Here is a 19,675-nt window from a genome sequence, read left to right as displayed (position 1 = left end):
GGGCATCGCTGTCAGGGCTGGCCCCACGGGATCGGACCCGACCGGTCGACACCGGGGTGAGCCAGGTCGGCCCATCCTGGATCGCTGGTCACACAGCCTTTTCACAGCCTGAAGTGTTCCGTATGACTTCCTTAACGGGCCGAGAATGGCGCTCGGACTCAGCCTCCTCACAGGTTGCGACTGAAGTATCGGGCCCATGACGCAGCCTCCGGAGCCGTCCGGACCCACCGGCTCGTCGCCGGCCAGTACAGCCGACGGCTCGGTACCCACCTCCCGGCCGGGACCAGCCGTCCCCGTGGTGCCTGCGCAGGCAGCCCCGGCGACGCCGCCCGTCACATCCGAGCCGCCGACGACCGAGCCGCCGACGACCGAGCCGGCCGCGAACGAGCCGGCGCCGTCCCCGAGCGCACCTGCCGTTGACGCCGGCGCGGTGCCCTGGCGTCGGTGGGTGAGCGGGTCGGCAGACGACCCGGTCTGGGCCCGCCCGGCGCTGGTCGCGCTGCTGGCCGCCACCGCACTGCTCTACCTGTGGGACCTCGGTGCCACAGGCAACGGGAACAGCTTTTATGCAGCGGCCGTGCAGTCCGGGACGAAGAGCTGGAAGGCCCTGCTGTTCGGCGCGCTCGACCCGGGCACCTTCATCACGGTCGACAAACCACCGGCCTCGCTGTGGGCGATGGCCCTGTCCGGGCGGATCTTCGGGTTCTCCAGCTGGAGCATGCTCGTGCCGTCCGCCCTCGGCGGCGTCGTCGCGGTCGGGCTGATGTACGCGATGGTGCGTCGCTGGTTCGGCCCGGCGGCCGGGCTGCTCGCCGGCGTGGTGCTGGCGCTCACCCCGGTCGCGGCGCTGATGTTCCGGTTCAACAACCCCGACGGCGTGCTGACGTTCGTCCTGGTCCTCGCGGCATACTGCCTGGTGCGGGCACTGGACCGGGCGTCCACCGGGTGGCTGGCGGCCGCCGGGGCGGCGTTGGGCCTGGCGTTCCTGACGAAGATGCTGCAGGGCTTCATCGTCCTGCCGGCCTTCGTCCTGGCCTACCTGGTCGCCGCGCCCACCGGGCTGTGGCGGCGGGTATGGCAACTGCTGGTCGGGGGCGCCGCCGTCGTGGTCGCCGCCGGCTGGTGGGTGGCGACGGTGGAGCTGTGGCCGAAGGACTCCCGGCCCTACGTCGGCGGCTCGACCGACAACAGCGTGCTCAACCTGACGTTTGGCTACAACGGGCTGGGCCGTGTCTTCGGCGGCAGTGGCAACGGCGGGGGCGGGGGCCGGGGCGGCAGAGGCGGCGGGGGTGCTTTTGGCGGCCAGCAGGCAGGCTGGCTGCGACTGTTCGGTGATCAGATCGGCGGGCAGGTGAGCTGGCTGGTTCCCGGGTCGCTGGTGCTTCTGCTTGGTGGTCTGTGGGTGACCCGACGGGCCCCGCTGACCGACCGGTCCCGAGCGGCCCTGTTGTTCTGGGGCGCCTGGACGCTCATCACGTCGATCACCCTGAGTCTCGCGCAGGGAACGTTCCACCCGTACTACACCGCGTCGATCGCACCGGGCATCGCGGGGCTGGTCGCCTCCGGCACCGCCATCGCCTGGCGGGAGCGGCAGGTCGTACTGCCCCGGGCGGCGCTGGCCGCCGCCGTTGTGGTCAGTGGACTCTGGGCATTCGTGCTGCTCAACCGCACCTCATCGTGGTATCCGTGGCTGCGGGTGGTGGTCCTCGTCGCCGCGGTGGTCGCCGGGGTGGCCCTGTTCGCCCGCCGTGCTCTGGCCGGACGCGGCGCGCTCGCCGTGGCCGTGGCCGGTGTCGTAGCCGTGCTCGGCGGCCCGGCCGCCTACACCGCGGCGACCGTGACCACCGCGCAGTCCGGGGGGAATCCCACGGCTGGTCCGTCCGGGCAGGGCGGGCAGGGCGGGTTCCGCGGCGCCTTCGCCGGTGCCGGCCAGGCCGCACGGTTGCGCACCACCAGGACGGTCGCCGGTCGCGTTGGCACGACGGGTACGACCGGGCGCTTCGCTGGCATCGGCGGGACCGCCGGTGCTGGTGGCGGCTTCGGCAGGGGCGGTGGCTTCGGTGGCGGTGGGGCCGCGAGCGCCCAGCTCACCACGCTGCTGAAGAACGGCAGCCAGGGCTATCGGTGGGCCGCGGCCGTCTCGGGCTCATCGGAGGCCGCGACGCTCGAACTCGCCTCGAACACGTCCGTCATGGCGATGGGTGGCTTCGGCGGTCGCGACCCGGCGCCGACGCTGACCCAGTTCGAGCAGGACGTGCGCACCCGTCAGGTTCACTACTTCCTCGGTGGCGGCACGGGCACCGGTGGCATGGGCCCTGGCACGGCCTCGGCCCGCGGCGGACAGGGCACCGTTCGGCCGGCCCCCGGCAACGTCGGCGGCACAACCGCAGGCCAGCCGGGCGCAGGCTTCGGCCAGCAGGGCAGAGCGGGACGACGCGGGGGGTCGACTACCGCGATCACCTCCTGGGTGCAACAGCACTACACCCCGATCACAGTTGATAGCCAGACCATCTACGACCTGACCAGGCCCATCAGCGCCCAGCCCGCCGGCGACCAGACCACGTAGACGGATTTTGCGTGGTCCGTGCAGGCGCCTGTCAGGCGAGGCGGGTGACGTTGACGGTGACGCCGAGGGAGGTGGAGGCGCCGCCGGAGTAGACGCCGCGCATGGGGGGGACGTCGTTGTAGTCACGGCCGCGGGCGACGACGACGTGCTGCTGGCCGGCGGGCACGGCGTTGGTCGGGTCGAAGCCCCACCATTCGCCGATCCAGCCCTCGACCCAGGCGTGCGACTGACCGGCCACCGTCTCGCCGACCTCGGCCGAGGCGGACGGGTGCTGGTAGCCGGAGACGTAGCGAGCCGGCATTCCGGCGGCGCGCATCAGCACCAGGGCCAGGTGGGCGAAGTCCTGGCAGACGCCCTCGCCCTGCTGCCAGGCCTCGACCGCGGCGGTGTGCACGCCGGTGGTGCCGGGGCGATAGGTGAGCCGTTCGCGCACCCAGTCGCCGACGGCGGGGATGAACTCCGACGGACTGTGCCGGGCGGCGAGGTCGCGGGCGGCCTCGACCAGCGCCGGGTCGTCCCCGGTGGAGGCGGACGGGCGCAGGTACTCGACGAACTCGTCGGCGACCGGGTCGGAGGCGAGCTGGTCCCAGGTGGGCGTGTCCGTCGGGCGGACCGGCGCGCTGGCGGTCTGCACGATGGACCGGCCGGTGACGACCAGCTCGGTGTGCGGGGTGTGCAGGTCGAAGGCGGTGACCTGGGTGCCCCAGTAGTCCCAGTAGCGGTAGGTGGTCGCCGCGGGTTCGGTGCGCACCGTCGCCTCGAGGGTGAGCTGCGCGGCGGCGGTCTGCGGGATGATCCGCACCTCGTTGTACGAGGACAGCACGGCGCTTGCGTACCGGTAGCCGGTGGAGTGCTCGATCCGGATCTGCCAGCTCACCGGGCGCTCCCCCGGGCTGATCGACTCGGCCGGGTGGGGCTGACCGACCAGCGGGTGCTCACCGGCCGGCCGCGACGGGTCGCCGGGACGGCCCGGCGCCGCGACGCGCGGACACCCGTCCCCCGTCGCGGTGGCCGGGCGATGCGGGTGGGGCTGGCCAGCCGCGTCAGCCGGTTCGGTCGGGATGGTCGGTTCACGCCGGCACCTCCATTGCCCACGAGCGGGGCGCCTCCCGGGCGAAGTAGCGGGCGGTCACCTCCGCGCTGACCGTCGAACAGGTGCTCTGCAGGGATGTGAGCAGGTCGGGCATATCGGCGACCAGGTCGTCGACGCTGTGGAACTCGAGCTCGGTGCGCGTCCGGCCGACCAGGCGCCGGGCGGTGTCGTCGACGGTGGACCGCGGGCTGCCCCGGCCACGCCCGCCGTCCAGCTCGGCGAGGATCTGCTCGGCCAGCGCCAGCGACCAGTACACCGAGCGGGGGAACAACCGGTCGAGCAGCAGGAACTCGGACACCCGGGAGGCGTCCACCGCCCGGCGGTAGGTACGCAGGTAGGCCTCGTGGGCGCCGCAGGAGCGCAGCAGGCTGATCCAGCTTTGTGAGTGCGGATGGTCACTGATGCTCGACGACAGCAGCCGCGAGGTCATGTCCACCCGTTCCAGGCTGCGGCCCAGCACGAGGAACCGCCAGCCGTCGTCGCGGGCGAGGGTCGCATCGACCAGGCCGGCGAGCATCGCGGTGCGCTCGCGGACGTAGCGGAAGAACACGTGCGGGCCCATCCGGCGGGCCAGTTCCTCGGTGTGCGGCAGATCGTTCCAGGTGGCGTTGAGGCATTCCCAGACGTCGCTGGAGACGACCACGCGGGCCGCTCGGGCGTTCTCCCGGGCCGCGGAGATCGCCCCGGTGATGCTGAACGGCCGCTCGGCGTCGTAGGCGAGCGTCTCAGTGACCCGCCGTGAGTCCACCGACTGGCTGAACTCGACCGGCTGGCCCATCGCGGCGAGCAGTTCCCGCCCGGCGGACGACCCGTCCAGCCACGGATCCTCGAGCACCCGGTGCACATGGACGTCGAGGATGCGGGCGGTCGACTCGGCCCGTTCGACATACCGGCCGATCCAGAACAACGACTCGGCGATCCGGCTCAGCATGGTGCGCCCCCACCCGTGCGGCCGGCCCGAAGCTGGACATCCTGGTGCTGGTCCCGCTGCTGGTTCTGTTGCTGTTGTTGCTGCTGGTCGGACGGCGCGACGGGGCCGAGGTCCGGCCCGGCTGCCGCGCGGGTGGTGGCCCCGGGGACACGTCCGGACAGCACCGGCAGCTCGCCGCGGCCGGGTTCACCGGCGAGCACCCAGGTGTCCTTCGACCCGCCGCCCTGGCTGGAGTTCACCACCAGGCTGCCCCGGGGCAGCGCCACCCGGGTCAGCCCGCCGGGCAGCACCCACACCCGGTTGCCGTCGTTGACCGCGAACGGCCGCAGGTCGACGTGGCGGGGACCGAGCCGCTCGTCCGCCAGGGTCGGCGACGTGGACAGCCGCACCACCCGCTGGGCGATCCAACCGCGAGGGTCCTCGCTGACCCGCTCCCGCAGCGCGGCAAGCTCGGCGTCGCTGGCCTGCGGGCCGATGACGATGCCCTTGCCACCCGAGCCGTCCACCGGTTTCACGACGAGCGAGTCGAGATGGTCCAGGACGTGCGCCCGTTGGGCGGGGTCCTCCAGGCGGTAGGTGTCGACGTTGGCGAGGATCGGCTCCTCGCCCAGATAGTAGCGGATCAGCTCGGGTACGTAGGTGTACATGAGCTTGTCGTCGGCGACTCCGTTGCCGATCGCGTTGGCGATCGTGACGTGCCCGGCGCGGGCGGCGTTGACCAGCCCGGCGCAGCCCACCATCGACTCGGGCCGAAAGTGCACCGGGTCGAGCCAGTCGTCGTCGACCCGCCGGTAGACGACGTGCACCGGCTGCTCGCCCTCGGTCGTGCGCATCGTCACCTTGTTGTCCCGCACGGACAGATCGCGGCCTTCGACGAGTTCCACCCCCATCTGCCGGGCGAGCAGCGCATGCTCGAAGTAGGCCGAGTTGTAGACGCCGGGGGTGAGCACGACGACCGTCGGGTCGGCGACCTCGGGCGGTGCCGCGGCGCGCAGCGCATGCAGGAGGTGGGTGGCGTAGTCGGCGACCGGGCGGACCCGGTGGGTGGCGAACAGCTCGGGGAACACCCGGGTCATCGCCCGCCGGTTCTCGATCACATAGCTGACCCCGGACGGCACCCGGACGTTGTCCTCGAGCACCCGGAAGCGCCCGGCCTCGTCGCGGATCAGGTCGATGCCGGACACATGCGCCCGCACCCCGTTCGGCGGGTCGATGCCGTGCGCCGCCCGGTGGTAGTGCGCGCTGGTCAGCACCAGTCGGCGCGGCAGGACGCCGTCCGCGAGCACCTCGGCCGAACCGTAGACATCGGCCAGGAACGCCTCCAGGGCGAGGACCCGCTGGGTGACCCCCCGTTCGATGACGGACCACTCGTCGTCGGCGATCAGCCGCGGCACCAGGTCCAGCGGGAACGGCCGCTCCTCGCCGAACAGGTTGAAGGTGATCCCGGCGTCGCGGAACGCACGGTCCAGCGCCGCCTTGCGCGCGGCGAGATCCGCGCTGGTCAACGGCTGCAACGCGTCGTACAGCGCGGCATACACCTCCCGGGGGGTGTTCGACGCCTCGAACACCTCGTCCCAGGCCGCCGTGGCCGCCGCTTCCGCCGGATAGCCCTCGAACAGGTCCGCCACGGGCCCGAGCGTATGGTCTTCGTGTTACCTCCGCATGACGTCACGGCATGACGATCGGATGCTCACCACCGCCCCAAGGTGGCGGCGTCGGGCCACGAAGGTGACACCGGCCGACCACGGCGACGGCGCCCACCGGTCGTGGCCCGCCCGCCCGGGAGAGAGACCGGAGTCGGACGACTCGCGGTGGGGGGACCATAGCCGTCCGGGCCGGACACGAGACGATGGAGCCCGTCCGGCCACATTCCCGTTCAACCCCGCCCCCTGCGGCCGGCCCGTCCACACGACCATGCATCCCCGCCGCGTGCACCGAAGCACGCGCGCTGACCGAAAGGCCGCACGATGTCGACGTTGCTGGTGACCGGAGCCGCTGGGTTCATCGGATCGAACTTCGTCCGCTACTGGCGCGAACGGCATCCCGGGGACACGGTGATCGCTCTCGACGCGCTGACCTACGCAGGCTGCCGGGAGAACCTGGCCGACCTGGCCGACCGGATCACGTTCGTGCACGGCGACATCCGCGACAGTGATCTCATCGAGGCCACACTGCGCGAGCACTCCGTCGACATCATCGTGAACTTCGCCGCCGAGTCGCACAACAGTCTCGCGATCCTGCGCCCCGGCGACTTCTTCTCCACCAACGTGATGGGCACCCAGGCCCTGCTCGAGGCCGCCCGCACCGTCGGCGTCGCCCGCTTCCACCAGATCTCCACCTGCGAGGTCTACGGCGACATGGACCTCAACGACCCCGGTGCGTTCACCGAGAACTCCCCGTACCTGCCGCGCACCCCGTACAACGCGGCGAAGGCCGGCGGCGACCACGCCGTGCGTGCCTACGGCCTCACCTACGACCTGCCGGTCACCATCACCAACTGCTCGAACAACTACGGCCCGTACCAGTTCCCGGAGAAGGTCATCCCGCTGTTCGTCACCCGCGCGCTGCAGGGCGAGCAGCTGCCGCTCTACGCGTCCACGACGAACCGGCGCGAATGGCTGCACGTGATGGACCACTGCCGGGCGATCGACGCGGTGCTCGACCGTGGCCGGGTCGGCGAGACCTACCACGTCGGTTCCGGGGTCGAGGCCGACATCGAGACGATCGCCGACACGGTGCTCGCCGAGCTCGGCCTGCCCGCGTCCCTGAAGACCATCGTGCCCGACCGCCCGTCGCACGACCGCCGCTACCTGCTCGACTCCACCAAGCTGCGCTCCGAGCTCGGCTGGTCCCCGCTGATCGGTTTCAGCGAGGGCATGCGCTCCACCATCGCCTGGTACAAGGAGAACGAGTCGTGGTGGCGCCCCCTGCTCGACCGCTCCCCCGTCTCCGAAACCGCCTGGAAGAGCTGACCACGTCAGCCACCGTTGCTCACGGGTGTTGATCAGGACGTGGCCCGTCCCGGCGGCGGTGTTGTTCGCCGCCGGACGCCACCTCCACGACGAGGGCATCGGCGTGATGTACCCGGCGCTGCTCGCCGCACTGGGCGCGCCGGCACCCGAAGGCAAGATCATCTACGATGGCAGGGCCATGGACCAGCTTCCGCCCGCGGCTCACCGCCGATGGAAGGAGTTCCTGGTGTCAACATCCGTCGGACGGCGCTACTACACCGAGCGACAGCGGATCCAGGAGTGCCTGGACACCGACCAACGCGATCAGTGGCTGCTCCGGGCGGCCACCGCCACGTCCGTCGAGGACGTGCTCGGCGAGTCCACGGATCAGGGCAGCTGACCCGCGGACGCCGGGCCCACTCACGCTGCCAGGGCGCCGTCCATGAACGTTTCCGGTTGTGGCCGGGGCGCCGGGTGCCGGGGTGACTGCGGGCGCATCCTCCGGAGCCAGAGGCAGCCACCCGGCACCGGTGACCCGCACCCGGCGACCATCGGGACACACCGTGACCAGATTGGCTCGGCAGGTCGAAACAATTCCGGGCGTATCGATCAACCTGGTCCTTCCGTAGGGGTCAAACCGAAATTTTGTCCGTTTCATCCCTACAGAAGGACCCATCCGCCCCGCCAGGCCCGCCGACGCCGACAACAGCCCGTGACGGCGGCGGGATCGGCCGTCGCAACCAGCCCCGCGGGGCCGCGCGACCTCGGATGGTGCCCGGTCAACACCGGAGAGTGCCAACGGACGACAGTGAACGCCAGCCAGCGACAGCCCGGCCAGTCAGCCACAGCCACAGCGCAGACAGCTACCAGCGCGCTGCCCGTGAACATTCGCGGACAGCGCATTAGCCGCCAGTGACGGAGGCGTAAAGGGCCGCGGTGCGGTCGGCGACGGCGGCCCAGCCGAACTCGGTGACGGCCCTGTCTCGGCCGGCGCGGCCCATGGCCGCAGCCTTCATCGGGTCGGCAAGCACGGCGTTGAGCGCGTCGGCGAGGGCCGACGGGTCGTCCGGCTCGACGAGCAGGCCGGTCACGCCGTCGTCGACGACCTCGGGGATGCCGCCGACCCGGGAGGCGACCACGGCCGTGCTGCAGGCCATCGCCTCCAGGTTGACGATGCCCAGCGGCTCGTACACGGAGGGGCAGGCGAACACGGTGGCGTGCGACAGCAGCTGGACGACCTCGGGCTTGGGCAGCATCCCGGACAGCCACACCACCCCGTCCCGGTCGGCCTGTAGCCCGTCGACCAGCTTGGTCGTCTCCGCCAGCAGCTCGGGCGTGTCCGGCGCGCCGGCGCACAGGACGAGCTGGGCACGCCGGTCCAGCGCCGCGGCGGCCCGCAGCAGCACCGGCAGACCCTTCTGCCGGGTGATCCGTCCGACGAAGATCACCGTGGGACGTTCCGGGTCGATGCCGTACTTCTCGAGGACGTCGGTGGCCGGGTCGGGCTGGTACTCCTCGGTGTCGATGCCGTTGCGGATGACGTGCACCCGGACGGGGTCAACCGCCGGGTAGGCAGCAAGGATGTCGGTGCGCATCCCGGCGCTGACCGCGACGACAGCCGCGGCCGACTCGATCGCCACCCGCTCGCACCAGGACGACAACCGGTAGCCTCCACCGAGCTGTTCGGCCTTCCACGGCCGCTGAGGCTCGAGCGAGTGCGACGTCATGACGTGCGGCACGCCGCCGAGCAGGGACGCGAGATGGCCGCCGAGGTTGGCGTACCAGGTGTGCGAGTGGATGACGTCCGCCCCGGCCGCCGCGGCCGCCATCGACACGTCCATCGACACCGTGCGCAGCGCGTCGTTCACCCCGTCGAGCGCCGCCCACGGCCGGTGCGCGGTGACGCCCACCGTCCCCGGCCTGCCGGCGATCTCGACCACCGGGACGTCCAGCGGTGCAGGACCACGTGCCTCCCGGTGGACGCTGAGGTCGACCAGTCGGGCGAGCTCACGGGCCAGGTACTCGACGTGCACCCCCGCCCCGCCGTAGACGTCCGGAGGGAACTCGCGGGTGAGCAGCGCGACGCGCATGGACTACCTGTCTCCTCAACGTGATGGCACAGCCGCGGACGGGCGGTGCGGATGGCGCGGATGGCGCGAATGGCCCGGGCGGTTCCGCGGAACACCGGGCAGGACGAAACATCAGACCAGACCGTATCGGCAGGCCGGTTCCGCGGAACCCCGACGAGGCGGTTCCGCGGAACCCCGGCCGCAGCAGTCGGCCTGGTCGGTCAGTCGGCCTGGCCGGTCAGTCGGTGACGGTCAGGCCCTTGCCGACGACGGTGATGCCGCCCGGGCTGACCGTGAAGCCGCGAGCGCGGTCGCGGTCCTTGTCGACGCCGACCTGCGCACCCGGCGAGACCTGCACGCTCTTGTCCAGGATGGCGTCACGCACGACCGCGCCGCGGCCGACGACCGCGTTGTCGAGCAGCACCGCCCGGTCGATCTCCGACCAGGAGTGCACCCGCGCCCCGGGCGAGAGCACCGAGGAGCGCACCGACCCACCGGAGACGATCACCCCGTTGCTGACGATGCTGTTCACCGCACTGCCGGTGCGCAGCGGATCATCGTGGACGAACTTCGCCGGCGGCAGCGACGGCACGCTCGTGAAGATCGGCCACTCCCGGTTGTACAGGTTGAACACCGGATCGAGAGCGCACAGATCCATGTGCGCCTCGAAGTAGGAGTCCAGGGTGCCGACGTCACGCCAGTAGCCGTGGTCGCGTCCGGTGGTGCCGGGCACGTCGTTGGCGGCGAAGTCGTAGACGGCGGCGGTGCGCTGCGCGACGAGCATCGGGATGATGTCGCCGCCCATGTCGTGGTGGCTGTCCTCGTCGGCGGCGTCCTTGCGGAGCGCGTCGATGAGGACGTTCGTGGAGAAGACGTAGTTGCCCATGGACGCGAACACCTCGTCCGGGCTGTCGGGCAGGCCTGGCGGGTCGGTGGGCTTCTCGAGGAACGCCTCGATGGTCTGCCCGTCCGCCCCGGTCTGGATGACACCGAAGCCGCCGGCCTCGGCACGCGGCACCCGCAGCCCGGCCACCGTCACCCCGGCGCCGGACGCGAGATGCTGGGCGACCATCTGACGGGGGTCCATCCGGTACACGTGATCGGCACCGAAGACGACCACGATGTCCGGGTCGTCGTCGTAGACGAGGTTCAGCGACTGGTGGATGGCGTCGGCGCTGCCGGCGAACCAGCGCGGCCCGAGCCGCTGCTGTGCCGGCACCGGGGTGATGTAGTTGCCCAGCAGGTTGCTCATCCGCCAGGTGGTGGTGATGTGCCGGTCGAGGCTGTGGCTCTTGTACTGGGTGAGTACGGCGATCCGCAGATAGCCGGCGTTGACCAGGTTGGACAGGACAAAGTCAATCAACCGGTACAGCCCGCCGAAAGGAACGGCGGGTTTTGCCCGGTCGGCCGTGAGCGGCGCCAGCCGCTTACCGGCTCCCCCGGCCAGTACCAGGCCGAGGACCCTGGGGCTCGGCACGGTCAGGCTCCCGTCTTGCGGCGCGATGGGACGACGACCCGCGGGATCTACCCCCCTGGCCGGCGGGAAACCTCTCCGAAACGAGCGGAATCCCCCGGGATGACCAGCTCACCGCCGGTCGCCACTTGCGACCCTACAAGTCCAGTTCGCCGGCTCCACCGGGGGTGCCACCCCCGCCCCGACCGGGCTACGCCCCGCAGCCGCACCGCCGCCCTGCCGAGGTGGGCAGGCGTGGCCGGTGGGCGGCCCGAAGGTCGCCCACGGGCTGGCCCGCGACCTCGGGCTCCCGCCCGCGACCTCGGGCTCCCGATCCACGACGCCGCGATCCTCGGCTACCCCGTCGCATGCGAGAGTGGAACCGAAACTCCCGGTAGTCCCTCAGCAGAAGGCGTAGATCACCCATGGTAGCGTTATCGGACCTCGACCGTCTGATCGCACTCGAGGACATCAAGCTGTTGAAAGCCCGGCGTGACCGGTTCGTCGATACGAAGGACTGGGACGCGCTGGAGGCACTGCACGCTCCGGAGCATCACTCGTACAACGGCGACTACCCGCCGTGGACGACCGCCGCCGAGATGATTCGCAATGTGCGGTTCATCATGGACCGACTCCGGACCGCGCACCACTCGCACACCCCGGAAATCACTTTCGAGTCACCCGTGCGGGCCAGCGGAATCTGGGCGATGACCGGTGTCTCCCTGTGGGACCAGGGCGGGGAGGAACACTGGTTCACCGCCTTCGGCCACTACTTCGAGACCTACGAGAAGCGCGACGGCCGCTGGCTGTTCACCAGCCGCCGGCTCCAGTACACGTTCACCAGGACCTCGCCGGGCGGAGTCTTCCCGCCGCCGGCGCCCTGACGCTCACCCAGGCTGGTCGAACGCCTCCCCCACCGGGGGGAGAGCAGCACCAACGGTTGGGGGATCCGCTCACCGCAGCCGTGTCGTTTCCTGGAGCAGTGAAGACCAGGCAGCGACGACCATCCGGGGTGCACATCGACGTTCGGAACGTCACCAAACGTTTTGGATCGACCGTTGCGGTCGATCAGCTCACCTTTCAGGTGGAGCCAGGTCGGGTCACCGGTTTCCTCGGTCCCAACGGGGCGGGCAAGACGACCACCATGCGGATGATGCTCGGCCTCGATCGGCCGACGAGCGGTGAGGTGCTTGTCGGCGGCCGTCCGTACGTACAGCTCGATGAGCCGTTGCGGCTGGTCGGCGCTCTTCTTGATCCGTCCGCCGTACACCCTGGACGACGGGCTCGCGACCAGCTGTTGATCCTCGCCAGGAGCAACCGCATCCCGGAGGCACGGGTTGACGCAGCGCTCGACCTGGTGGGGCTGGGCACCGTGGCCGGACGCCGGATCGGCGGCTTCTCGCTGGGAATGCGCCAGCGACTCGGGCTCGCGACCGCGCTGCTGGGCGATCCCCGGGTGCTCATCCTGGACGAGCCGCTCAACGGCCTTGATGCCGAGGGCATCCAGTGGATCAGGGGGCTGCTGCGGAATCTCGCCGGCGAGGGCAGGGTTGTCCTGGTCGCCAGCCATCTCATGAACGAGATGGCCGTGACCGCCGACCACCTGGTCGTTGTTGGCAGAGGTCGACTCCTGGCCGACGTCAGCATGACCGAGTTCAGCGCCCGGTACGGCCGCGGGCGGGTGTTCCTGCGCACGACGGGGCCGCAACGACTGGGCAGGGCGCTGGCAGCGGACGGGTTCGCCCTCACACCGGCCGACGACGGGGCATGGGAGGTGCCCGCGGCCCGCCCCGATCAGGTCGGTGCGGTCGCGGCGCGCGAGGGCATACCGCTCCAGGAACTCGCCCTGCGCCAGGACTCTCTCGAGGAGGCGTTTCTCCGTATGACGGCGCGTTCCACCGAGTTCGCCGCCGCGCCTGGACAAGGGACGCCCTGACATGACCGTGCGGTCTGTCCTGTACTCGGAATGGACCAAGATCCGGTCGGTCCGATCGATTGTCGGCTCGCTGCTGCTGACCCCCGTCCTGCTCATCGGGGCCGGCTCCTTCGCCTGCGGGGCCTACGGCGGCGGCGAGGCCTCCCACGATGATTTCAACCCACTGGCACTGGGATTCTGGGGGGCGAATTTTGCCCAGGTCGCGGCGGCGGTCTTCGCCATGCTGGCCATGGGTGGGGAATACGAGAAGGGGACGATGGTCTCCTCGCTCACCGCGGTCCCGCAACGCGGTCGCCTCTACCTGGGCAAGATACTGACAGTCGGTGGTCTGTCCGTGGTCATGGCGGTTCCGGCCGCGCTCCTGACGTTCTTTCTGACCCAGGGCCTGCTGGCAGAGCACGGGGTGTCCCTCGACAGTCCCGGCGTCGCGCGCGGGGTGATGTCACTTGCCCTCTACTTCCCGCTCCTGACTCTTCTGTGCGTGGGAATCACCGCGATTTTCCGCTCACTGCCCACGACGATGGGCCTGCTTCTCTCTTTTCTGTTCCTGCTGTCACCCCTGGGTATGGAGGTACCGAGCCTGCGGACCTTCGTCCAGTTTCTTCCGGATCGCGCCGGGCTGTACGCGGCCATGAGTCTGCACCCGAACACCGATATCGTCTACAGCGCATGGCTGGGCATGCCGATCATGGCCGTGTGGACCGCCGCCGCGGTCATCGGCGGCTGGCAGGTGCTGCGCAGCCGTGACGCGTAGCCGTCGGGAGGAAGGTCGGATCACATGAGCATCGTCGTGTAATGCCGGTTCTCGTCTCCGGCCTGTTCCGAGCCGCCGTCTACACCCGCTGGCTGCATATGGCCACGGGCGGGGTCTTCGCCGGCATCTGTGTCATGGTGGTACCCGGCTTCAGCGAGTCCCTTCCACGTACCCTGCTCGCCTGTTTCCTCTCCCCGCTGCCGGTACTGGCACTCGCCGCCCTCGTGCCCGCAACCCGCCGGGCGGAAGGCGTCCAGGCCCGGTGGCTGCTACGACCGCCGGACAGCGCCGAGATCGGCCTTGCTCCCTCGCGTACCCTGGCCGACCGGTGGCGCACCGCGCTCTGGCTGCTGTGCCGGACGTGGTTCGGAGTCGCCGTCCTGACCCTGACCGTGAACATCGCGGCCCTCGCCGGCCGGCTCGGATCCGCCCCGTTCCGGCCGGGGCCGCTGCGGTTCGCCGGGACCCGGCTGCTGGCCGGCGACCGTCTGCTGCTGGGCCCGGTCCTGGTTGCGCCGCTCGTCCTCGTCCTGCTGTGGGCGATGCTCGGCGCCGGCGCACTCCAGTTGCGGGTGGCTCAGGCACTGCTCGGTCCGTCGCCGACCGAGCGACTGGCGCAGGCCGAGCAACGGGCCGAGCAGCTGTTGGAACGCAACCGTCTCGCCGCCGAGCTGCACGACTCGCTCGGCCACGCGCTCACCGTGACCGTCCTGCAGGCAGCCGCCGCCAGGCAGGTCGCGACCACCGATCCCGCGTTCGTCCACCGCGCCCTCACCGCCATCGAGGAGGTCGGACGGCGTGCCATGGACGATCTCGAACGGACCCTGGCGATACTCCGTGACGCCCCAGAACCTCGGGCCCGGCCCACCCTGGGCGAGCTTGACGCGCTGCTGGACGTCGCGCGGATCGCCGGCACTCCGATCGTCGCCGACGTCGCAGTGCGGGTCGCCGGCATCTCCGCGGTCGTGTCCCGGGAGGCCTACCGGATCCTGCAGGAGGCCGTGACCAACGCCCTGCGACATGCACCGGGCTGCCCGATGACCATCGACGTCGCGGTCGAGGGCCCCCTGCTGAGACTGCGGGCCGTCAACCCGTTGCCCACCGGGTCGGTCCGCCCAGCCCGCCACGACGGCAAGGGCCTGCGGGGAGCGAAGGAGCGTGCGGTTCTGCTCGGCGGCGAGTTCGAGGTGACATCCCAGGAGAGCCACTGGATCGTCGAGGCCCGGCTGCCGCTGGGTGTGCGGTTCGGGGTTCCGTCCGCACGCCCTGCCGCCGTCCGCTTCGGAGGAGACGTCCACACCGGTAGAGACACTGCGATGCCCAGACAATGACGTGGATGGAGCCTGCCAGGTGACGATTTCGGCGCTGCTCGTCGATGACGACGAACTGGTGCGCGTGGGGCTGCGGGCGATCCTGGAGGCAGGCGGCGAGATCAGCGTCGTCGGGGAGGCCTCCGACGGCGCGCAGGTCGTGCCGCTGGTCCGGGAGAAATCCCCGGACGTCGTGCTCATGGACGTCCGCATGCCGAGGGTCGACGGGCTGGCGGCCATCCGGGCGGTCCTCGCGGACATCGCCGAACCACCGAAAATTCTCGTTCTCACCACCTTCGAGCTGGATGACTACGTCCACGAGGCGCTGCGCTGCGGGGCGCACGGGTTTCTGCTCAAACGAGCCCGGCCGGCGCAGATCGTGCAGGCCGTCCAGATGATCGTCGGCAGTGAGACGCTGCTTTTCCCCGAGGCGATCCGACAGATGGCGAGCACTCGATCGAACCCGGAAGCTCGGGCGACGGTGCGGCGGGCCATGCTCACCGAGCGGGAGTCGGAGGTACTCCGACTGATCTGTGCGGGGATGTCCAACAAGGAGATCGCCGGCCGCCTGTACCTCGGCGTCGAGACCGTCAAGACCCATGTCGGCAGCGTGCTGGCAAAACTCGGCGCACGCGACCGCACCCAGGCGGTCATCACTGCCTACGAGGCCGGCATCAGGTGAGTGTCCTGGCCCGGGGTCGCACGGATCAGACGACTTTCCCACAGTGCAGGTGTCCGGAAAATAAAGCTCGCCTCAGACCACCTGACACCCGACATAGAATCACAGCACTACTGACACCCACCACCACGAGACGTCACCGGGAACGGCTCACGACGATCGGTGCCGAATGGTTGGTGCCGAATGGTTGGTGCCGGACCACGTGCCCACTCAGTTTCTCGACACTCCGAGAAGCTGATCAAAATAGGAGTTCCGGTCGAATTTTTTGGTCTGGTCGGGAGAGAATTTCGTGGTGAGCGCCGTGTGCAAAGCGGCAGCGATGTCCTCCGGGCACTCCCGGTCGTAGCCCACCAAGGCGGGTCCGGCGATCTCGATATTGTGCGCCGAGCGCCGGGCGACCACGGGGACACCCATCATCCGGCCCTCGGCGAGGGGATAACCGAACGATTCCAGCTCGGTGGGAAAGTAGATTGCGTCGCAGCGGAGCATCAGGTCAGTGATCCCCTCCGCCGAGCGCTCACCGATCAGCGCAAGCCTGGGATGGCCGGACAGAAGAGGATCCTCCAGAGTGCCGACCCTGGCCGTCACGAGAAGAGTTACGTCGATCTGCTCCGGCGAAGCGGCGAGCAGATCAAGGGCGGCAAGGGCGGCACGGAGCCGGGCGGTCATCATCTTCCGGGGAGTGATGATGACGGGGCACAGGATATGCGGAGAACCGAACCTGCGGCGCGGCGTCGTGGCCATGTCCGGCACGGTGACCGGGTTGTACGTGACGGTGATTCGATCGGCCGTGGAGGGCAGCGCGCTGGCGACCCTCTCCGCCATCGATGTCGAAGGGACAAAAATCCGGTGTGACCGCAGTGCCGCCGTGCGTACGACCTGTGCCTGCACATGCACGGCGGGGCTGATCCTCCAACCGAGATTCTGCGCCTCCTCTGGCCACAGGAAATGCTGCGCACCATGCATTAGGACCCGGCGCTCACAGCCGGCAATGGTGAATCCCACGTTGTTCAGTGCCACCGCACACTCGAATCGCTGACGCTGGTATTCACGGCGAGCAATCCACGGCGCCGTCAGACGCCGATCGCGGCCCACCACCCGCAAGTTCGAAATGGATCGATCACGCACGTACGAGTCGAATTCATTCAGTAGACGCTTAGCGCCACCGATTCGCGCTCCTGCACAGTCCACAAGCATTTCAATGGTTTCCTTCCAGTCCCGTCCGAACATCCGGTGCTCGATTTTCCTTGGTTTTATGGCATCGATAACAGCAACATCGCTCGATCCTCTCACACCCCAAGGAACCATCGCGAAAGGCGCGCCGAGTCCGCACAGATTTTCATCTATCCCACCGCATCTACCCCACCGAACGAGATGGAGGGCCCCGAGGTCCACCGGTCGGAGCACGGCCCCCGGGGGGTTAAATTTCTTTCGCGGGGCGAATCCAGGCACACCGGCGCCCCGGCGAAATAGCTGCCGTGAATAATTTCTCGATTTTTCCGAGGAAACTCGTTTTCGCGCGTTTGGGGCGGTGGATCGGGGATGCCAGCCGAAGACGTGGCGGTGATGTTCGGGGCGGAGGTGTCCGTGTCGCCGCCACCGGCGGATCAGGCCGGGAGTGCCCCATCGCACGGTGCGGCGGTATGAGCAGCGTCATCCAGCGCGCCCACGCCACGGTTTTCGAAAGCCGTGACCAGGGCGGCGTGGCGACCGCCGCGCGGCGCGCTGACCAGCGCCGCCACGGGAACGTCATCCGAAGCTTACGTGTTGTGAACACCCGCTGGTGACTATCAACCGATGGCGTGCCTTGAGTTCCGGCTGCTCGGCCGCGTCGAGGTGTATCGGGACGGAGCACCGGTGGACGTCGGCGGCCCGAAGCATCGCGCCGTCCTCGCCTCACTGCTGCTGCGCGCCGGCCGGGTGGTATCGGTCGACCAGCTCATCGACGATCTGTGGCCGCAGCAACCGCCGACCCGGGCGGCTGCCACGGTGCAGGTCTTCGTCTCCCAGCTGCGCCGGGCGCTGGAACCGCAACGCTGCCGCGGGACAGCGGCAACCGTCCTGGTCACGGCGTCTCCCGGCTACCTGCTCGACATCGAGCCCCAGACGGTGGACGCGCATGCCTTCGCCGATCTGGTCGCTGCCGGCCGGGCGGCGCTCGAGGCCGCCGACCCCGAGCGGGCGGCGCGGCTGCTGCTGCGCACCGAGGGGATGGTGCGCGGCCCGGCGCTGGCCGATGTTCCGTCCACGCCGTTCGTCGGGGCTGCGGCGGCCCGGCTGACCGAGCTGCACCTGGGCGCGGTCGAGGACCGGATCGACGCCGAACTCGCCCTGGGCCGGCACGTGGCCCTGGTCGCCGAGCTGGAGCAGCAGGTCCGCCGGCATCCGCTGCGCGAACGGCTGCTCGCCCAGCTGATGCTCGGGCTGTACCGGTGTGGGCGGCAGGCGGACGCGCTGGCCGCCTACCGCGAGGCCCGCCGGGTCCTGCTCGACGAGCTGGGGCTGGAGCCCGACGTCCGGCTGCAGCACCTGGAAGCGGCGGTCCTGCGTCACGACCCCACCCTGGCCTGGTCACCACCCACACCGACGCCATCCACGCCAGCGGCCGCGACGCCAGCGGCAACCGTGCCGCCCGTGCCGCCCGTGCCGCCCGTGCCGCCCGTGCCGCCCGTGCCGCCCGTGGGCACGGTGGCCGACCACACGTCGCCGTCCGTGGATCGACCTGGCCGGGTTCTGGTGGTCGATGACACGGCCATCAACCGCACGATTCTGGCGGCGGCGGTCACCCGGCTCGGTCACGAGGTGGAGACGGCCGACGACGGCCACCGGGCGCTCGAGCTGCTGCGGGCCGCCCCGGACGGTCCGCGGGGGTTCGACCTCGTCCTGCTGGACCTGCTGATGCCCGGGCTGGACGGCTACGCGACGCTGACCGCGATCAAGGCGGACCCGGCCCTGGCGGCCATCCCGGTCATCATGGTGTCGGCGGTGCCGGAGCTGGAAAGCGTGGTGCGCTGCATCGAGCTGGGCGCCGTCGACTACCTCCCGAAGCCCTACAGCGCGACGATGCTCCGGGCCCGCCTCGGCGCCTCCCTGCAGGCCCGGCGGTCGGCCGCGGCCCGGGAGAAGGCCCTGCAGGCCGAGATCGCCACGCTTCGCGCCGAGGTGTCCCGGGCGCGGATCGGGACCGGAACCGATCGCCCGTGAACCGGCGACCGATGTCGCTGCGCGGGCTGGTGCGGGGTGGTGTCGGCATCGGCGTGTTCGTGCTGGCCGCGCTGTTGCTGGTCAGTCTGAAGGCCGAGAGCAGCACGCGGCAGACGGCGGCGGCCGAGGCCCGGCGGTCGCAGTCGCTGCGGCTGGCCTACGAGCTGCGCCAGACCTCGGACGACCTGACCCGGATGGCGCGCACCTACGTGGTCACCGGGCAGACCCGCTACCGCACCTGGTTCCGAGAGATCCTCGCCATCCGGGACGGCACGGCGCCGCGGCCGGCGAACTACGACAACATCTACTGGGACGTCGTCACCGATACCGGCCGGCGGCCCACGCCGTCCGGTCCCCCGGTCGCCTTCGCCACGCTGGCCGCACGGGCCGGGTTCACCGATCGGGAGCTGGGCCTGCTGGCCACGGCCAAGGCGCGCTCGGACGCCCTGGCCACCGTCGAGCAGCAGGCGTTCGCCCGGGTCGCCGCCGGCGGTGCGGCCAACCGTCAGCAGGCGACGAACATGCTCTTCGACGGCTCCTACCTGCGGGCCAAGGACGAGATCATGGCGCCGATCGGTCAGGTGCTGACGCTCGTCGACGCCCGCACGGCCCGGGAGACCGCGCGGGCGACCCAGGCGGCCCGGGGCTGGTCCGCGGGCGCCATCGCGGCGGCGCTGCTGCTGCTCGGCGGCATGGCGGTGTTCGCCGCCGTGACCCGCCGCGCGGTGC

At 70.4% G+C, this 19,675-nt stretch carries 16 protein-coding genes and 1 pseudogene; 11 read left to right on the top strand and 6 right to left on the bottom strand.

What is annotated here, in order from left to right:
• Nucleotides 1-196: 196 nt before the first annotated feature.
• The gene (locus ND747_RS24040) at nt 197-2,566 is read left to right on the top strand and encodes a glycosyltransferase family 39 protein (protein ID WP_251736459.1); all 2,370 of its coding nucleotides are present in this window, start codon (nt 197-199) and stop codon (nt 2,564-2,566) included.
• 31 nt (nt 2,567-2,597) lie between these two features.
• Here the strand turns inward: ND747_RS24040 and ND747_RS24035 are convergent, their stop codons facing one another.
• From ND747_RS24035 to ND747_RS24025, 3 genes are all read right to left on the bottom strand, one after another.
• Nucleotides 2,598-3,443, bottom strand: coding sequence for a transglutaminase family protein (locus tag ND747_RS24035; protein ID WP_251736458.1), 846 nt, complete (start codon nt 3,441-3,443; stop codon nt 2,598-2,600).
• Nucleotides 3,444-3,636: 193 nt separating this feature from the next.
• Nucleotides 3,637-4,590, bottom strand: coding sequence for an alpha-E domain-containing protein (locus ND747_RS24030; RefSeq protein WP_251736457.1), 954 nt, complete (start codon nt 4,588-4,590; stop codon nt 3,637-3,639).
• On the bottom strand, nt 4,584-6,218 hold the full coding sequence (locus ND747_RS24025; protein ID WP_251736456.1) for a circularly permuted type 2 ATP-grasp protein: 1,635 nt from the start codon (nt 6,216-6,218) through the stop codon (nt 4,584-4,586). The genes ND747_RS24030 and ND747_RS24025 overlap by 7 nt, the downstream gene beginning before the upstream one ends.
• 339 nt (nt 6,219-6,557) lie before the next feature.
• Between ND747_RS24025 and rfbB the strand changes: the two genes are divergently transcribed.
• Together rfbB and ND747_RS24015 are read left to right on the top strand one after the other, a co-directional pair.
• Nucleotides 6,558-7,562, top strand: a complete 1,005-nt coding sequence (gene rfbB / locus ND747_RS24020) for a dTDP-glucose 4,6-dehydratase (RefSeq protein ID WP_251736455.1) — start codon at nt 6,558-6,560, stop codon at nt 7,560-7,562.
• Between the two features lie 25 nt (nt 7,563-7,587).
• On the top strand, nt 7,588-7,941 hold the full coding sequence (locus ND747_RS24015) for a hypothetical protein (RefSeq protein WP_251736454.1): 354 nt from the start codon (nt 7,588-7,590) through the stop codon (nt 7,939-7,941).
• Between the two features lie 502 nt (nt 7,942-8,443).
• Here ND747_RS24015 and glgA read toward each other — a convergent pair.
• Both glgA and glgC read right to left on the bottom strand, forming a co-directional pair.
• Nucleotides 8,444-9,631: a glycogen synthase gene (gene glgA / locus ND747_RS24010; protein ID WP_251736453.1), complete on the bottom strand. Its 1,188-nt coding sequence runs from the start codon at nt 9,629-9,631 to the stop codon at nt 8,444-8,446.
• Between the two features lie 217 nt (nt 9,632-9,848).
• Nucleotides 9,849-11,087, bottom strand: a complete 1,239-nt coding sequence (gene glgC, locus ND747_RS24005) for a glucose-1-phosphate adenylyltransferase (RefSeq protein ID WP_251736452.1) — start codon at nt 11,085-11,087, stop codon at nt 9,849-9,851.
• Nucleotides 11,088-11,488: 401 nt separating this feature from the next.
• On the opposite strand from glgC, the gene ND747_RS24000 reads away from it, so the two are divergent.
• From ND747_RS24000 to ND747_RS23980, 5 genes are all read left to right on the top strand, one after another.
• Nucleotides 11,489-11,947, top strand: coding sequence for a nuclear transport factor 2 family protein (locus ND747_RS24000; protein WP_251736451.1), 459 nt, complete (start codon nt 11,489-11,491; stop codon nt 11,945-11,947).
• A gap of 128 nt (nt 11,948-12,075) precedes the next feature.
• Entirely contained in the window at nt 12,076-12,999 is a 924-nt protein-coding gene (locus ND747_RS23995) for an ABC transporter ATP-binding protein (RefSeq protein ID WP_251736450.1), read from the top strand.
• 1 nt (nt 13,000) lies between these two features.
• Complete coding sequence (locus tag ND747_RS23990) at nt 13,001-13,753, top strand: ABC transporter permease (RefSeq protein WP_251736449.1); 753 nt, start codon at nt 13,001-13,003, stop codon at nt 13,751-13,753.
• A gap of 41 nt (nt 13,754-13,794) precedes the next feature.
• Nucleotides 13,795-15,084: a sensor histidine kinase gene (locus ND747_RS23985; protein ID WP_251736448.1), complete on the top strand. Its 1,290-nt coding sequence runs from the start codon at nt 13,795-13,797 to the stop codon at nt 15,082-15,084.
• A 19-nt stretch (nt 15,085-15,103) separates the two neighbouring features.
• The gene (locus ND747_RS23980; RefSeq protein WP_251736447.1) at nt 15,104-15,745 is read left to right on the top strand and encodes a response regulator transcription factor; all 642 of its coding nucleotides are present in this window, start codon (nt 15,104-15,106) and stop codon (nt 15,743-15,745) included.
• Nucleotides 15,746-15,952: 207 nt separating this feature from the next.
• On the opposite strand, the gene ND747_RS23975 is transcribed toward ND747_RS23980, so the two are convergent.
• Nucleotides 15,953-17,035 (bottom strand): glycosyltransferase, encoded by a 1,083-nt coding sequence (locus tag ND747_RS23975; protein ID WP_251736446.1) that lies wholly within the window; start codon nt 17,033-17,035, stop codon nt 15,953-15,955.
• A 350-nt stretch (nt 17,036-17,385) separates the two neighbouring features.
• On the opposite strand from ND747_RS23975, the gene ND747_RS23970 reads away from it, so the two are divergent.
• The 3 genes and pseudogenes from ND747_RS23970 to ND747_RS23960 all read left to right on the top strand — a co-directional run.
• On the top strand, nt 17,386-17,529 hold the full coding sequence (locus tag ND747_RS23970) for a hypothetical protein (RefSeq protein ID WP_251736445.1): 144 nt from the start codon (nt 17,386-17,388) through the stop codon (nt 17,527-17,529).
• Nucleotides 17,530-17,539: 10 nt separating this feature from the next.
• Nucleotides 17,540-18,946 carry a BTAD domain-containing putative transcriptional regulator gene (locus tag ND747_RS23965; RefSeq protein ID WP_251736444.1) on the top strand — a complete coding sequence of 469 codons (1,407 nt, stop codon included), beginning with the start codon at nt 17,540-17,542 and terminating at the stop codon, nt 18,944-18,946.
• A pseudogene (locus tag ND747_RS23960) lies at nt 18,943-19,675 on the top strand (hypothetical protein); the annotation flags it as partial. The gene ND747_RS23965 and the pseudogene ND747_RS23960, both read left to right, overlap by 4 nt.

The sequence above is a fragment of the Frankia sp. R82 genome (assembly GCF_023716925.1).
Lineage (GTDB): Bacteria > Actinomycetota > Actinomycetes > Frankiales > Frankiaceae > Frankia.
This window is presented reverse-complemented; position numbering and strand designations above follow the sequence as displayed.

Excerpts from the sequence above, each read along its gene's own strand:
- ND747_RS24040 (WP_251736459.1), top strand. The coding sequence starts at position 197 with ATGACGCAGCCTCCGGAGCCGTCCGGACCCACCGGCTCGTCGCCGGCC.
- ND747_RS24030 (WP_251736457.1), bottom strand. The coding sequence starts at position 4,590 with ATGCTGAGCCGGATCGCCGAGTCGTTGTTCTGGATCGGCCGGTATGTC.
- rfbB (WP_251736455.1), top strand. The coding sequence starts at position 6,558 with ATGTCGACGTTGCTGGTGACCGGAGCCGCTGGGTTCATCGGATCGAAC.
- glgA (WP_251736453.1), bottom strand. The coding sequence starts at position 9,631 with ATGCGCGTCGCGCTGCTCACCCGCGAGTTCCCTCCGGACGTCTACGGC.
- ND747_RS24000 (WP_251736451.1), top strand. The coding sequence starts at position 11,489 with ATGGTAGCGTTATCGGACCTCGACCGTCTGATCGCACTCGAGGACATC.
- ND747_RS23990 (WP_251736449.1), top strand. The coding sequence starts at position 13,001 with ATGACCGTGCGGTCTGTCCTGTACTCGGAATGGACCAAGATCCGGTCG.
- ND747_RS23985 (WP_251736448.1), top strand. The coding sequence starts at position 13,795 with ATGCCGGTTCTCGTCTCCGGCCTGTTCCGAGCCGCCGTCTACACCCGC.
- ND747_RS23970 (WP_251736445.1), top strand. The coding sequence starts at position 17,386 with ATGAGCAGCGTCATCCAGCGCGCCCACGCCACGGTTTTCGAAAGCCGT.
- ND747_RS23965 (WP_251736444.1), top strand. The coding sequence starts at position 17,540 with ATGGCGTGCCTTGAGTTCCGGCTGCTCGGCCGCGTCGAGGTGTATCGG.